Here is a 15650-nt window from a genome sequence, read left to right as displayed (position 1 = left end):
GATGCTGGACCGACTAAAGTGAGGTGATCGAAAATAGGTTCTAAAGTCCATAACTGCGAACTATCGCCGGTGCTGCTTGATTGTACTACAATTCCCCTTGCTGCATCCATTTCAAGAGCTTTGGTACTATTGGAGTTTATGATTTTATAATAACCGTTTCCATCAGGAACCATATCCCATTTCTGGCTGTTTAATCCTAAATACTGCCATGTGTGAATTTTTGCACCGTTATTAACAGACTGTTCAACAACATCAAAAGATTTTTTATCGGACAATGATGTAATGCTGTACTCCTTATTTTTTTCAAAGGTAAAAAGCCATTTTTGATCAGATTTATCCCAATCAAGAGTATTTGTCGTTAGTGAATCTCTTAAGGTATTGTAAGCTATTGTTTTACCATTCGCTTTTGATTTAATAAAATAATTGTTTCCTGATAAAATATCTGGCTGAGGATTTATTGGTACAACTTTCAAAATCACGCAGCCGTGTGCAGGCACGTTTACACTATAGGAAGACATGCTTCCTAAATTCGTATGAGTCCAAAGATCCCTTACCGATGCATTGCCTGAAAACCCCAGAGAAGAATTGAAATCCAAACTGCGGTTCTTAGCTACGTTCTCTCTATTAAAAAAACCAATAATCCAATCTCCGTTAGACATTTGTCCAGCCCAAACCTGACTCGATTCATTTGTTGGGTCGTTCGTAAATAATGGTTTCCCAACAAAGCCATCTTTATTTAAAGCTAACATTTCTTCATTTTGATAATAAGAAATATCTTGTCCTATCGAATTATACTGATCCGCTCTAGATAAAGGGCCTCCAGCCATTAAATGTAACGAGATTACCGTTTTTTTTTCATTGTCATTGGCCATTGAATTTAATCTAATGAAATCTCCATCCAGAATTAATTTCTTTCGTCCCGAGATAAATGACCAATAGGTGTATCCATCAAAAGTATTATAATATTGAGACCACCAGCTATGACGGATGCCCCGATCTAAATTATTAAATCTGTTCCACCCTCCATCTCCAAGATCTTCGTTAATTCGAATCATGTGTCCGTATTTATTCTCAGAAACAGCATTATCCTGTAATTCTGGCATCACCAGACTCAGAAAAATTTTATTTTCATCGCATGCTTCGCGAATCCATCTTAATGCTTTTTCATAATCTTGGGTTGCTCTTGCCGGACCGTACGTGGAGTCTCCTTTATCGGCTCCCGTTTGGAACCAGGCTAAAAAATCAATCCTTAAATAACTGACACCCATATCGGCATAATATTGTACATAACCTTTAATGTACTGTTCAGCCCCAGGATTATTAACCTGAACCCAGTTAAATATTTTTTCCTGACCTTCAATTGGGTTCAGAAGCGTTGATAAGGGAATATTTGTACCTTTAATTTTAACTCCCGCATCAGCTGCCTTTTTATTTATCCACAAAGGGTTATTATACATGCCTAATGTCATTCCACGGGCTTTTAAATAATCTGCCCAATATTTATAGTCATGTATCCAATTCGAGGAATGTGTTGTTCTGTAACCATCTTGGTTATAGTTTGAGTCATCTCCCCATCCATCTATACAAATCATATTGTATCCATATGACTTAAGATTTTCATTCATCCAATCAATATTTTTTTTCCATTCATCTTCAGGGATATAATCGTTTTTAGTAAGATTATATTCATACGGATTCCAATACAAGGGAGCCTTATATGGATTGATTTGCGAAAATCCTTTTTCTACAGACAGTAGCAAGGATAAAATTAGCAATAAAATTAAAACAAGTGTTTTCTTCATTTTGGTTGGTTTAGAGGTTAGTAAGCAGTTTTAAACAAGAACATTTCAGAATATATTCCCTAAAATTTATGAGAAAATATTCCTGCTGTTTTTTGTGGTTAGTAAAGTGAGACAATTTAGTGCACATCTACCTCTCCTATTATCAAGTAACATACTGTTATTCAACAATAAAGAAAGTAACAGAAATACAGTTCTCTTAATTGTATATACAAAAGAATCAAAAAATAAATGAGGGAGTACAGAGTTTTAAAAACGTATAGAAAATACATCAACAAATAAATCTTAAAACATTATATACCAATCAGTTAAAAGAAAAATATGCTCATATATATATAGAAATATTTCTATTGAAGTTATCCGTAGTAATAGGTTCCAAATGACATTTATTGCCTGCTAAAACCAAATGTAAAATTATTCTTGCCATCAATCAGCCACATAATTTAGCGGCAATGAGTAAATAGAAAATATAAAAAAAAATTATGTATGGTGAAATAATAGATCATCACGAATTGGATTTGATATTTTAACGATTATCGTCAAATTTTGACCTGAATAATTATAGAATTATATTTTAAATTTACTTTAAACAAAACCTAATTTCTTGTATAAAATTTGAAATTCAATTTTTTCAAAAATTAGCTAGAATTGGTTCTTTTCATACATTATAAATTTTCACCTTTTAACATTTAACCTCTATGATACATACAAACCGCTTCTCAATAAAAACCAAGAATAATTATCTTACAAATTCACTTGAAAATAGGCCAATTTCTTTAAATCATTCATAAAATGGTTTGTAAATTGTTCAGTAAGGGTCACTCTTAAAGAAACGTTAAATTTTCAGATTTAGCGTTTTTTTTATGCTTTTTACACACCATTTAACCAGCTTTTACTTGAAAAAATAGATGGTTTGCAAATCCTGTCAAGTTAACTATTCAGGATTCAAACCACTCAGATACCCAGCAAACACAAAGACCAGAATACTGCCTTAACAATATTTTAAGAGACTTTTCAAATTAAATCACTCTCAAAGTAATTAAACAAATTAAAAATAAAACATAAAATCATTGTTTATTGAACTTTATATCGTAATATTGCAATATAAATATAAAACAATGGGAGCAACAAAAACAGATCACTTTACAGAAAGACAGAATGAGCTTGCTGTTTTAGCCAAAGCGTTAGGCCATCCTGCGCGTATCGCTATTATGGAATATTTATTAAAAGTGGATGCCTGCATCTGCGGAGATATTGTAAACGAACTTCCACTCTCGCAACCTACGGTTTCGCAACATCTTAAAGAATTAAAAAATGCAGGGCTGATTAAAGGAAGTATCGAAGGAAATTCAATTTGCTACTGCATCAACGAACCTGGACTCGAAAAGATAAAAGGATTCTTTGAGCATATATCAAATCATCTTGCCAAAAAAAGAAACGAATGCTGCTAATTTAAGAAATATGGAAATAAGAAATCTTTTAGCCGAAGACTGGGATCAAGTAAAAAAAATATACCAAAAAGGAATCGATACTGGCAATGCAACTTTCCAGACCAACGCACCATCATGGGAAGATTGGGATCAGTCACATCTTAAGTCTTGCCGAATTGCAATGGAAGAAGATCGTAAAATAATCGGATGGGCTGCCCTTACCCCTATTTCTTCACGCTGCGTTTATGCAGGAGTTGCAGAAGTAAGCGTATATGTCGATCCTGCACATTCAGGAAAAGGAATCGGACTTGCCCTTTTAAATGAACTTGTCCGACAGAGCGAAAAAGAAGGAATATGGACACTTCAGGCAGGGATTTTTCCTGAGAATACTGCAAGTCTTCGCATCCATGAAAAAGCAGGTTTCAAGATACTTGGAATAAGGGAAAAAATTGGAAAACAAAATGGCATCTGGAGAGATACTGCACTTCTTGAAAGAAGAAGCTCTATTATTATTTAATAAAAATATAGTTTAACTAAATATAAAAAATTATGAAACTTTCAGAAATTAAAGAATTGCTTAAAACAGTTGAGGCTGTGAATTTTGAGTTGCCAGATGGCACATTTGTACCAGAATACTTTCATGTAACGGAAGTAGGCTTGGTTACCAAAAACTTCATTGACTGCGGTGGAACTGTAAGAAAAGAAACTGTTGTAAACTTCCAGCTTTGGGATGCCAATGATTATGAACATAGGCTTAAACCTCAGAAACTGATCCACATCATCGAACTTTCGGAGAAAGTATTAGGAATTGAAGACAATGAAATTGAAGTGGAGTACCAAAACAATACTATAGGGAAATACGATTTGGATTTTAACGGCAAAAACTTCACTCTGTTTAACAAGCAGACTGCCTGCCTTGCTCAGGAGCAGTGCGGTATTCCATCTGATAAGCCTAAAGTAAAATTATCTCAGCTAAATGCTGATAATGCTTCTTCATGCACTCCGGGCGGAGGATGCTGCTAATCATTAAACAGATAATCAATAACGCTTTACAGCCAAAAAACTATGTTATACCCACAAATTGAGAATACCGTCAAATCATTTGATTTTAAGAAGATCTCCGAAGACCGCAAAGCGGTCCTGCAGCCATTAATCGACTTCATTCAGACCAAAGTGGACAGTAAGATGGAAACCAGACTGAACCTAATCTGCACGCACAATTCCAGAAGAAGCCATCTCTCGCAGGTTTGGGCGCAGACTGCGGCTGCCTATTATGGCATCAAAAACGTTTCATGCTATTCAGGAGGAACCGAGGCTACTGCCCTTTTCCCGATGGCGGCGGAGACTTTGAAGGATTCAGGATTCAACATCAAAACCCTTTCAGAAGGTTCAAACCCGGTTTATGCAATAAAATATTCAGCTGACGAACTTCCTGTCATAGGCTTTTCCAAAACCTATGATGATGATTTCAATCCTGAGAGCGGATTTGCCGCAATAATGACCTGCTCGCAGGCTGACGGCGGATGCCCTTTTATAGCAGGCGCTGAGAAAAGAATCCCTATCACTTTTGAAGATCCAAAAATTTCTGACGGAACGCCTCAGCAGAAAAAAACTTATCTGGAGCGCAGCCTGCAGATCGGAACTGAAATGTTTTACGTATTCTCACAAATAAAAAAATAAAATGTCAGCAAATAATTGTGCACCAGCCGTTGGACGCAAAAAACTAGGCTTCCTTGACCGCTTCTTGACCCTTTGGATTTTCCTTGCTATGGCGATAGGCGTGGCTATAGGATACTTTATTCCTTCCAGCGGAGATTTCATCAATTCTTTCTCCAGCGGAACAACAAACATTCCATTGGCAATTGGGCTTATCCTGATGATGTATCCGCCTTTGGCAAAAGTAAAATATGAGCAGATGGGACAGGTTTTCAAAAACACAAAAGTCTTGGGCGCCTCTTTGTTCCTGAACTGGATTGTAGGTCCTATTTTAATGTTTTTATTGGCGCTTCTTTTTTTGAACGGATATCCTGAATACATGATCGGTGTAATCCTTATCGGTCTGGCTCGCTGTATCGCAATGGTTGTGGTATGGAACGATCTGGCAGACGGAAACCGTGAATATGCAGCAGGACTTATTGCCCTTAACAGTATTTTTCAGGTACTGCTTTACAGTGTATACGCTTACATTTTTATAACCATTCTACCTCCCTATTTTGGATATGATGGTTTTGAAGTAAATATCAGCATTGGACAGATTGCTGAGAGCGTCGGTATCTATCTAGGTATTCCTTTTGCTCTTGGAATCATAAGCCGTTATACTTTGATAGTATTAAAAGGTTCTGAATGGTTCGAAACTAAGTATGTGCCGTTTATCTCGCCGATTACTCTTATTTCACTGCTCTTTACAATCATTGTAATGTTCAGCCTGAAAGGAGAACTGATTGTTCAAATCCCAATGGACGTTGTTCGTATTGCTATACCGCTTGTGATTTATTTTACTTTGATGTTTGTCATCAGCTTTTTTACAGGAAAATATTTTGGGGCTGACTATTCAAAAGCAACCTCTATAGCATTTACAGCCACCGGCAATAATTTTGAGCTTGCCATTGCCGTGGCAATCGGGGTATTCGGAATAAACAGCGGTCAGGCATTTGCTGGTGTTATAGGTCCTCTGGTAGAAGTACCTGCTCTTATAGCACTTGTAAACCTTGCATTCTGGTTCCGAAAAAAGTATTTTACAAAACAGGTAGCTGCAGAAACTGCTTAGAAGAATTATGAGAATTGCAATAATATCGGATATACATGCGAACTTCCCCGCATTGGAACAGACCCTAAAAAGTATTGAAGAGCAGAATATTGATGCTGTTTACTGCCTGGGAGATTTAGTAGGCTACAATTTATGCCCCAATGCCGTGATCAATGAGATCCGTAAAAAGCATATCCCTGCCCTTGCAGGAAATCACGATGTCAAAGCTGTCGAGATACATAATGATGGTTCAAATGACATTGAAAGCTACGCATATCAGATTGTGGGCAAAGAGCAGATAAAATATCTTTCTGCTCTTCCTGCCCATATTAAACTTGAATACCAGACGGCCAACAAACTTATAAAGATTTTGATGGTTCATGGCAGTCCTTACAGCAACAGGGAATATTTGCTTGAGGACAAAAATGAGAAAGATTTCACTGGCATCTTTCTTGATTCCAATACAGACATTCTTATCTGCGGACATTCTCATCTGCCTTATCACCGCATATTGGAAAATCCCAATAAAAAAGGCAGTTATTTCCATGCCATTAATGCAGGGTCGGTCGGAAAACCAAAAGACAGAAATCCAGACTCCTGTTATGCAGTAATAACCATTGAAAAAAGCAGCAATCTTTCCAAAAAAGACGGCATAAAAGTGGAATTCATAAGAGTTCCTTATGATATTGAAAAAGCAGCCCGCGCTATTGAGGAAAGTCCGCTACCAGACGTTTACGCGTTTATGCTTAGAAAAGCATATTAAAGTATTGAAATAAAACCTGCTATGGAAAGTTTTAGATTATTTTTAAAGAGCATCGTGCCTCTCAGCGATCAGGAGTTTGAAAATTACAGTCCGTATTTCAAAACAAGGACATTATCCCGAAACAGTTATTTTGCAGAAATCGGGAAAACCTCACATGAAGCCGCTTTTATTAAAAAAGGGCTGCTCAGAACTTACTATGTAAATGAAAAATCCGAAGAAGTGACTTCCTGCTTCTGCACTGAAAATAATCTCACAGCTTCATATAAAAGCTTTATCTCCCAGCAGCCTTCGGAACTTTGCATTCAGGCTGTAGAAGATACGGAACTTATAACAATCAGTTACAATGACCTGCATATTCTCTACCAAAAGAGTCCTCTTTGGCAGAATATTGGAAGGACAATTGCCGAGCGGCAGTACATGGTGATGGAACAGTATGCCAGTGTTTTGTGCAATGAAAGCGCAAAGGAAAAATACATGCGCATGCTTAAGGAACAGTCTGCAGTTGTAAACAAGGCTTCAGTAAATGATATTGCAAGTTATCTTGGAATAACGCGAAGGACACTCAGCAGGATAAGAAATGAGATAGCACAAAAATAGAGGACATTTGTCCTTAGTTTTAATTATGCTTCCCCATAGTTTTGCTTTTATAATCAATTAAAAATAAAATGGAAACAGCAATTATCATTTCATCCTTCTTTCTTGTTCTTTTTGCGGTCTTGGCCTTGTATGACGGCTTCTATCTGCATATTTTCAAATACCAACTTCACAATCGCGAAGAAAGTAAAACCGAGCATATTACTCATACTTTGAGAGCTGTTTTCTTTCCGGCAATCCTTTATTTTTTGTTCTTGAAACAGGATAATCATACTAGTTTTGTAATAGGCTTAACCATAGTTCTTTTGGATATAATGGTGCTAGGGTATGACGCTTTTATAGAGAAAGACAGCAGGCAGTTTATGGGAGGGCTTCCACGATGGGAATACATTGTTCATTTATTCGTAAATGGGTTTCATTTTGCGTCAATTGCGGTTTATCTCTCCATCAGGTTTACTTTTCAAAATGGGGAAATAATGGTTTCTAATATCAATCAATCTCCAGGATTCTTTAATTTGTTAATTGTAAATCTTTTGCCGGGAGCTATCGTAATGGCAATTCTTCATGTTTTCTTATGCATACCAAAAACAGCCCATATCTGGAATAATTTCAGAAGTAAAATCAATTGTTGTTAATCCCGCTTTCTTCATAAGCAGAATATTAAATCTATGAGTTTGGAACTAAATACTATTCACAATCAGTTTTATATCATCTTGGGCAAATATATTAAGGCACGTATAAATGATACGGACGATGCATCTGATGTTTTGCAGGAAGTTTTTATTAAGATAAACGAGAATTTAGGATCACTAACTGAAGAAAGTAAATTAAAAAGCTGGATTTTTACGATCACAGGAAATTCCATTATTGACTATTACCGAAAAAATTCCAATCATAAAAAATCAGAACTTACCGAATGTATGATGCAAAAAATAATGCATGAAACAGATTTTGATAATACAGAAAGTCTGGACTGTTGTCTAATAAAGTTCATTGAGCGGCTGCCGGAAGACTATCGGGATATTATCATTGATAGCGAAATACATGGAATTAAACAGAAAGACTTAACAGAAAAATACAGCCTTGCCTACCCTTCCATCCGTTCTAGAGTGCAAAGAGGCAGATCAAGATTAAAGGAAATGCTGCTGGATTGCTGCAGTATTGAATTAGACCGTCGTGGAAATATTATGAATGTTACCTCTAAAAAATCATGCAGCGGAGGAAAATGCTGATATCACCGGATCATTTACGTAAGATTCATATACAAAAATCAGGCTGTTAGAAAAAAATCAGCAAACCTTGCATCATTTTTAGATTAGTACGTCTTAAGTAGTATTAATCATTAAAAATTAAAATCATGAAAAACAAATTGTACATTACTCTTGCAGCATTGGTATTGTCTGCTGGAAATATCTTCGCTTATGCGAACTTATCAAAAACTGATGCAAAGAAAAACTGCACTGAAAAATGTTCTACGCATTGCTGTAATGACGATTCGGGAACTTGCGCTCCGAAAGATTGCAAAAAGTAATATTTTTCATTTTACTACTCAAAAGACAACTCAAAAAGTTGTCTTTATTTTTGTATTTGGTATAATGACAAGGATTATACAAAAATTTATCTTCGACAAATTTTGACAAGAATACTTTCAAAATTATAATTTAAATTACTTCTAAAAATTTGATCTACTGTTCATTTTCTTCTTTATCAAATTAACGATTTTTAACATTTAACCCTTACGATACATACAAACCGCTTCTCAACAAACTTTCAAAATAATTATCTTACAAATTCACTTGAAAATAAGCCAATTTCTTTAAATCATTCATAAAATGGTTTGTAAATTGTTCAGTAAGGGTCACTCCTCAAGACAAATAAACTTACTCAAAAAACCAATAAACAATTGATTATCTTTACATTAACTAAATAAAAGTAATAATGGAGGAAAATCAAAATCATAGTGGAAAAATTACACCAGCGAAAGCATTAAAAATGCTAACTGACGAAGGAATGAATGTTACTCTTGAGCAAGCAACTGAAATATTATCCTTTCTAAAATTGATGGCTGAAGGTGTTGTTAAAAAATTCTTAGAAGATACAAAAACTAGTAAAATCAAAGAAATAGGAGTTTTACAAGAAACTCTCGAAATTAAGGAAAAGAAAACAATGTCAAAGACTCCAAACAAAAAAACAATTTACTGCAATACCTGCAATTTTTTGAACAATAGTTTCTAAAAAAAATCTAAAACTATTTAATCACATAAAACACAAACGCCTTACCTTTTTTGGTAAAGCGTTAAAAATTGTGGTAAATAAAAATCTTCATTCCAAAGAAATCCGGTTTGCCGCATCCCTTTTTTTCTGGTCAACCACTTTTGCATAAATCTGCGTAGTCTTAACGCTCCTGTGACCAAGCATTTTTGAAATGGTAAAAATATCAGTTCCCGCCGTCAGCTGCAATGTGGCATAAGTATGTCTGAAACAGTGAAAAGTAATATGTTTTTTTATTCCTGATAATTCCAGCCAAACGGGAAGTGAACGGTCAACATCCCATTTGTTTAAGTTCTTAAACACCTTCTCATTTTGGCCTCGCCTTTTTCCAAGCAGCCCAAAAGCCTCTTCAGAAATAGGCAATGATACTACTCCTTCAGTTTTTTTCTGCCTGAATGTAACATAATGCCCTTCATTTTCAATAAAACAGATTTCTGACCATTTCAGATTGGCTATATCTACATAGCGGATGCCGGTAAGCACAGAAAACATTGAAATTTTACGCACAAGTAGATTAGGGCAAGGTGTTGCAAAGAGTTTCTTAGCTTCTTCAATGGTTAAAAAATTACGCTGGGATTCCATTTCTTTTATAGAACTGATCTTTGCGTTGATATCAGTTTTTAATTTATCCTCCCTGTAAGCTCTTTTAAGCGTAGTTTTTATCTTGTTATAATAAGACAGAGCTGTATTGCGCGACAGCTGTTTTCCAGTATCCCGAAGACTGTAAGCGGATAAAAGATAATCTCTAAAATCCTCGATTAAAGTTACTGTCACGTCCTGGAATAATAATTCTTCTCCTTTTAAAAATGCCTCAAAGTGTATAATAGCGCAATTCCAAATTGACAGATTGTTTCCTTCTTTTTTTTCTGCCAGTTTTTTAAAATAGCCAAGAAATGATTCTTTACCCACAGCCAGTATTTTTAGTTGCTCTCTTTCAAATGCGGAATAAATTTCTGATTTATTGATTTCATTCTGTCTTCTGGCGCGAATCAGTTCAGCGGTGTGCATATTTTCAATATTTTCCATTTTCTGAAGCTGATTAGCGGGTTTCTGATACACGTACAGTTTCAAAAACTCACGTCTGGTAAAACAGTTTGAATCCTCGTTCCAAACCGGAGGATAGAAATCCAAATATAAAGACATTCTTCCGTGAGATATGGCTTTCTTGCGAAGTGTTACAATGCTCTTGCTCATGTCAAATGCTTTTAAGATAAATATCAAGATCCTTTTTCTGCACATAGGTGAATTTTCCTGAGGTGTACTTCCTAATGTTATGCTTCTTAATTAAAAAATATAGACCTGTCTGGCTTATGCCATAAAGCTCCTGCGCCTGGCTTATGGTACAGCACTCGTTTAAATCTAATATTTGGGGCTCGGCAGCAAGTTTTGACTCAGCTGCTTCATTTACAGCAAATAGAGCCTCAATGCTCTTAGTGCTGACAATTCTGCGTCTGCCCAGTTTTACAGTTACTACATCTTTTCTTTCAATCATTCTGTACAATGTTCTTCTGCTTATACCGAAAAACTGAACACAGTTGTTTATGCTCAGATACTCCCTCTTTTTTATTGCCTCAAAATCAAGCAGTCGTATCCTTTCTGTTTCCAGATTACTGACATCAACTATCTTTTGCCTAGTAATTAATTTATAGCTCCTGCTATTGCATTTTAGCGAGCAGTACTTGGTTTTCGTGGTTTTTGCCGTAAATTCCTGATTGCAGAATTGGCAAATTCTTGTGATTCGCATGTTTGAACTCATAATTTTTTGATTTTTTTAGTTATGTGCCCTACATTGTTCATTAAATTCTCTCCTGATATGCCATTTTGTGCCATAAGGTGCCAAAGTGTGCCAAAATTTGACCATACCATTAATTTTTGCTTGTACCTTGAAACCCGAGGTACAAATGAGGTACAAATTTTAACAAAACAACACTTAAATATTCAAAAAAACAATTGAATAAAAAAATAGCTAAAATGTTAATTACCAACATTTTAGCTATTTTATTTGTTTTTATTTTGCGTTTCTTTGCGCCCTTCTATTTGCCGATGCAGAAATTAGCAAAAATATTCCCAAGTAGCTCATCATTAGAAACCTGACCTGTAATAAGTCCAAATTGATATAAAGCTTCGCGAATATCAAGCGCCATAAGGTCGCTTGAAAGACCTGATTCTAAACCAAATTTTACTTTCTGAATTTCATCTAACGCTTTTAATAACGAATCATAATGTCTTGTGTTTGTAACAATCGTTTCATTGTTACGCAACGCGCCAGTATTTACAAAAGATAATAATTCATTTTTTAAATCCTCTACTCCTATTTTTTCTTTTGCAGAAATTAATAGCAATTTTGCATTTAAATTTTCTAACTGATTAGTAATATTAGCTACTTCATCAGCAGATAAAATATCTTTTTTATTTACCACAATAAGTAGTGGTTTTAGCGGATATTTATTCTTAATCTGTTCAATTTCATTTACAAATTCAGAGCTTGATGTCTGGAACTTTAATCCGTCAAACAAATAAATTACAACCTGAGCTTGTTCTATTTTTTCGAAAGTTTTCTTGATTCCGATACTTTCTACAACGTCTTTTGTATCACGAATTCCTGCAGTATCAATAAATCTAAATCCGATGCCACCAATTACCAATTCGTCTTCAATCGTATCACGCGTTGTTCCCGCAATGTCAGATACAATGGCGCGTTCTTCGTTCAATAAAGCATTCAATAAAGTCGATTTCCCCACATTCGGTTCACCTACAATCGCAACTGGAATTCCATTTTTAATTACATTTCCAACGGCAAACGAATCAATTAAACGTTTTAAAACAAATTCAATTCTATTTAATAATTCATGAAATTGTGTTCGGTCTGCAAATTCTACATCTTCTTCTGCAAAATCCAATTCCAATTCAATCAAAGAAGCAAAATTTAAAAGCTCTTCTCGAAGTTTTGCAATTTCATTACTGAATCCGCCACGCATTTGCTGCATCGCAATTTGGTGAGAAGCTTCGTTGTCTGACGAAATCAAATCTGCCACTGCTTCTGCCTGAGACAAATCTAATTTTCCATTTAAGAAAGCTCTCAATGTAAATTCACCAGCATCAGCCATTCTACATCCATTTCGAAGCAATAACTGAATAATCTGCTGCTGAATATACGTTGATCCGTGACAAGAAACTTCAATCGTATCTTCTCCCGTATAAGAATTCGGACCTTTAAATACCGAAACCAAAACTTCGTCTAATGTTTTGCTTCCATCTACAATATGCCCTAAATGAAGTGTATGTGTTTTCTGTTTCGTTAAATCTTTGTTTTTAATAGATTTAAACACCGAATTACCAATTGTGATGGCCTCAGCTCCAGAAATACGAATTATGGCGATAGCTCCAGCTCCCGAAGGCGTAGCCAAAGCAACTATAGAATCTTGATTTATCATGCTGCAAAGGTATAAAAAAACGCTCAAATTCTTTTCTGTGGTAATACAACTCGATTCAGACAAGAAATCTACAAATTATTTGAGATTAATAAATCATTAAGTGTTAAAATACTGATAAATATCAGGTTGTTTTCTTTGCAGAATGAGTAAATTTGAGAGACAAACCTTAATCTTAAATACTATGAAAAAGATATTATTTCCAACCGATTTCTCTGACGCTGCCACCAATGCATTTGTTCATGCTTTAGAATTTGCTAAAGTTGTAAACGCCGAATTAATCTTACTTCATACATTCGAGATTCCTGTTTACGACAGCCAATTCTTTCCAGAGAATTATGCTTCTATATACAGTTCAATCGAATTGGCAAAATTTGAAATGTTTAAAGATGAAATTCCGAAACTGCGCCAAATTGCTGCCGAACGTAAATTAGAAGATATTGTAATCAAACACCGTTTAATGGATGGTGATCTTATCTACAACCTAAAAAATGCCGTAGAAGAAGATCAAGTCGATTTTGTAATTATGGGAACCAACAGTGCTTCTGACTGGACTAAATTCTTTACAGGTTCTAATACCGAATCTGTCATTTCTGGAGTTGAAGTTCCTGTTCTATGTATTCCTATCGATGCAAAATACAGAAAAGTAAAAACTATTGGCTTTACGACACGCTACCGTGAAAAAGATAAAAAAGAACTGAAAAAAATTCTAAAAATCGCTAAAAAGACCGGTGCTAAAGTAAAAAGCTTATACGTTAAAACTTCTAATTCTGATGTTTCAGAAGAAACTCGCAAAGAATGGGAAAAAGAATTCTCTGAAGAAAATGTGGAATTTTTAGTTTTACCAAGTGATGATGTCAAAGAAACCATTCTTGACTTTATTCTTTACAAAGACATTGATGTTCTAACCACAATTACACATAAACGCTCATTTTTTGAAAGTCTATTTGATTCAAGTTTTTCAAAAAAGATTGCTAAAGAAGTAACCATTCCTATTTTGGTTATGCATGAAGATTAAATAACAATAGTGATGATTTTGTGACTTAAAAGCTATATTTGTATTTCAACCAAAATAATAGAATGAAAGCATATCCAGACAACGTTGCAAAATACTCAGAACTCTATAATAAAACCAACAAAAAATACAACAGCATAAGTCTTTTGAGACTATTAAGTATTTTCCTTTTCTTGTTTTTTATATTTTATTACATCAAGACAGATCAAATGCCTTATGTTACTCTAGCTGTTTTATCTTTTGCTGGTTTTATTTTTTTTATGAGAATACATTCGAGAGTGTCATTTCAAAGATTGCTTGCAGAAACACTTTTAAAAATTAATCAGAACGAAATTGCTTTTCTGAAAAGGGAAAAAACACCTTTTGAAAATGGAGCTGAATTTATCGATTTCCATCATCCGTATGCTTACGATTTGGATATTTTTGGAGAACATTCTTTATTTCAAAATCTAAACAGAACAGCATCTTTTATCGGAAAAAAAACACTTGCTGAGTTATTACTGCATACTCTTCCCGAAACAGAAATTTTAGAAAATCAGGAAGCTATAAACGAATTAAAAAGCAAAATTGATTGGCGACAGGAATTTCAAGCTTTGGCGATTATTAGTCAAGATTCCAAACAATCTTATGAAGCGATAAAACATTGGACTTCTTTTACAAATAATTCATTACCTAAAGTTTTAGTTGCATTATCATTTATTCTTCCAGTAACATTTTTTGGATTTCTGGCCGCGTATTTTATTACGTCAAGAACCATTATACTTTCTTATTTAACGTATGTTTTTATTGCCAATTTAATTGTTTTAGGAAGGGCAGTAAAAAGAATTCAATCGGAAATAGCAAAAGCTGATAATGTCGCTAACATCATAAAACAATATAGTTTACTGATTGAAAAAATTGAACGCGAATCTTTCCAATCTAAGAAACTAATTCGCTTACAAGAACAGCTTAATTTCAAGAATGCGAAAGCGAGTCAGCATTTAAAACAACTTTCTGAGCTGTTTTCAAGAATGGATACGATAAATAACTTTGTAACAGCCACTTTATTTAACGGAACATTCTTATTCAATCTGCATGTTTTAAAAGCATTGTTAAAATGGAAAGAAGATTATGCTTCAGAAATGAATCATTGGGTTTCTATTATTGGCGAAATTGAAGCGCTAAACAGTCTGGCAAATTTGGCGTATAACAATGAAGATTTCGTTTTCCCTGAAATCAATTCTGATTATAAAATCGAGTTTAAAAATCTAAGCCATCCGTTATTGAACACCGCAACAAGAGTTGGAAATGACACACAATTTCACCCACAATCTTTTGTAATTTTGACCGGATCTAATATGTCTGGAAAAAGTACATTTTTAAGAAGTTTAGGAATTAACATGGTGCTTAGTGGAATTGGTTCAGTTATTTGTGCATCAGAAGCTAAAGTGCATCCACTTCCAGTATTAGTTTCAATGCGATTATCAGATTCTTTATCAGATTCTGAGTCGTACTTTTTTGCTGAAATTAAACGTTTAAAACAAATCATGGATGCTCTTGATAATCAGCCTGCTTTTGTTTTATTAGATGAGATTTTACGAGGAACAAATTCCGATGATAAA

At 34.7% G+C, this 15650-nt stretch carries 17 protein-coding genes; 13 read left to right on the top strand and 4 right to left on the bottom strand.

From position 1 onward, the window contains the following. Positions 1 to 1802 (bottom strand): RICIN domain-containing protein (locus B3J44_RS02475; RefSeq protein ID WP_286965544.1); only part of this gene is annotated, 1802 nt, incomplete at its 3' end. Positions 1803 to 2917: 1115 nt separating this feature from the next. Here B3J44_RS02475 and B3J44_RS02470 point away from each other — a divergent pair. The 11 genes from B3J44_RS02470 to B3J44_RS02420 all read left to right on the top strand — a co-directional run bounded on the left by B3J44_RS02470 (position 2918) and on the right by B3J44_RS02420 (position 9567). Beyond that, complete coding sequence (locus tag B3J44_RS02470) at positions 2918 to 3250, top strand: ArsR/SmtB family transcription factor (RefSeq protein ID WP_286965543.1); 333 nt, start codon at positions 2918 to 2920, stop codon at positions 3248 to 3250. A gap of 10 nt (positions 3251 to 3260) precedes the next feature. Beyond that, positions 3261 to 3746, top strand: coding sequence for a GNAT family N-acetyltransferase (locus B3J44_RS02465; RefSeq protein ID WP_286965542.1), 486 nt, complete (start codon positions 3261 to 3263; stop codon positions 3744 to 3746). A gap of 32 nt (positions 3747 to 3778) precedes the next feature. Further along, entirely contained in the window at positions 3779 to 4252 is a 474-nt protein-coding gene (locus B3J44_RS02460; protein WP_286965540.1) for a DUF6428 family protein, read from the top strand. Positions 4253 to 4294: 42 nt separating this feature from the next. Beyond that, positions 4295 to 4909: a low molecular weight phosphatase family protein gene (locus B3J44_RS02455; RefSeq protein ID WP_286965539.1), complete on the top strand. Its 615-nt coding sequence runs from the start codon at positions 4295 to 4297 to the stop codon at positions 4907 to 4909. 1 nt (position 4910) lies between these two features. Further along, a complete protein-coding gene (gene arsB / locus B3J44_RS02450; protein WP_286965537.1) occupies positions 4911 to 5996 on the top strand; it encodes an ACR3 family arsenite efflux transporter in 1086 nt (361 codons plus the stop codon). A 7-nt stretch (positions 5997 to 6003) separates the two neighbouring features. Beyond that, entirely contained in the window at positions 6004 to 6738 is a 735-nt protein-coding gene (locus tag B3J44_RS02445; protein ID WP_286965534.1) for a metallophosphoesterase family protein, read from the top strand. 21 nt (positions 6739 to 6759) lie between these two features. Further along, on the top strand, positions 6760 to 7335 hold the full coding sequence (locus B3J44_RS02440) for a Crp/Fnr family transcriptional regulator (protein WP_286965532.1): 576 nt from the start codon (positions 6760 to 6762) through the stop codon (positions 7333 to 7335). 68 nt (positions 7336 to 7403) lie between these two features. Beyond that, a complete protein-coding gene (locus B3J44_RS02435) occupies positions 7404 to 7967 on the top strand; it encodes a hypothetical protein (protein WP_286965530.1) in 564 nt (187 codons plus the stop codon). Positions 7968 to 8000: 33 nt separating this feature from the next. Continuing rightward, complete coding sequence (sigZ, locus tag B3J44_RS02430; protein ID WP_286965528.1) at positions 8001 to 8564, top strand: RNA polymerase sigma factor SigZ; 564 nt, start codon at positions 8001 to 8003, stop codon at positions 8562 to 8564. Positions 8565 to 8689: 125 nt separating this feature from the next. After that, on the top strand, positions 8690 to 8863 hold the full coding sequence (locus B3J44_RS02425) for a hypothetical protein (RefSeq protein WP_286965526.1): 174 nt from the start codon (positions 8690 to 8692) through the stop codon (positions 8861 to 8863). A 407-nt stretch (positions 8864 to 9270) separates the two neighbouring features. Next, positions 9271 to 9567 (top strand): hypothetical protein, encoded by a 297-nt coding sequence (locus B3J44_RS02420; protein WP_286965524.1) that lies wholly within the window; start codon positions 9271 to 9273, stop codon positions 9565 to 9567. An 87-nt stretch (positions 9568 to 9654) separates the two neighbouring features. On the opposite strand, the gene B3J44_RS02415 is transcribed toward B3J44_RS02420, so the two are convergent. The 3 genes from B3J44_RS02415 to mnmE all read right to left on the bottom strand — a co-directional run bounded on the left by B3J44_RS02415 (position 9655) and on the right by mnmE (position 13037). Beyond that, the gene (locus B3J44_RS02415; RefSeq protein ID WP_286965522.1) at positions 9655 to 10797 is read right to left on the bottom strand and encodes a site-specific integrase; all 1143 of its coding nucleotides are present in this window, start codon (positions 10795 to 10797) and stop codon (positions 9655 to 9657) included. Position 10798: 1 nt separating this feature from the next. Beyond that, positions 10799 to 11359 (bottom strand): helix-turn-helix domain-containing protein, encoded by a 561-nt coding sequence (locus tag B3J44_RS02410; protein WP_286965520.1) that lies wholly within the window; start codon positions 11357 to 11359, stop codon positions 10799 to 10801. 277 nt (positions 11360 to 11636) lie between these two features. Beyond that, positions 11637 to 13037: a tRNA uridine-5-carboxymethylaminomethyl(34) synthesis GTPase MnmE gene (mnmE, locus tag B3J44_RS02405; RefSeq protein ID WP_286965518.1), complete on the bottom strand. Its 1401-nt coding sequence runs from the start codon at positions 13035 to 13037 to the stop codon at positions 11637 to 11639. Between the two features lie 181 nt (positions 13038 to 13218). Between mnmE and B3J44_RS02400 the strand changes: the two genes are divergently transcribed. Together B3J44_RS02400 and B3J44_RS02395 are read left to right on the top strand one after the other, a co-directional pair. Next, a complete protein-coding gene (locus B3J44_RS02400; protein WP_281632901.1) occupies positions 13219 to 14052 on the top strand; it encodes a universal stress protein in 834 nt (277 codons plus the stop codon). 62 nt (positions 14053 to 14114) lie between these two features. Further along, on the top strand, positions 14115 to 15650 hold a 1536-nt coding region (locus tag B3J44_RS02395), incomplete at its 3' end, for a MutS-related protein (protein WP_286965514.1).

Source organism: Flavobacterium sp. UBA4854, assembly GCF_002399805.1.
Classification (GTDB): domain Bacteria; phylum Bacteroidota; class Bacteroidia; order Flavobacteriales; family Flavobacteriaceae; genus Flavobacterium; species Flavobacterium ginsengisoli.
This window is presented reverse-complemented; position numbering and strand designations above follow the sequence as displayed.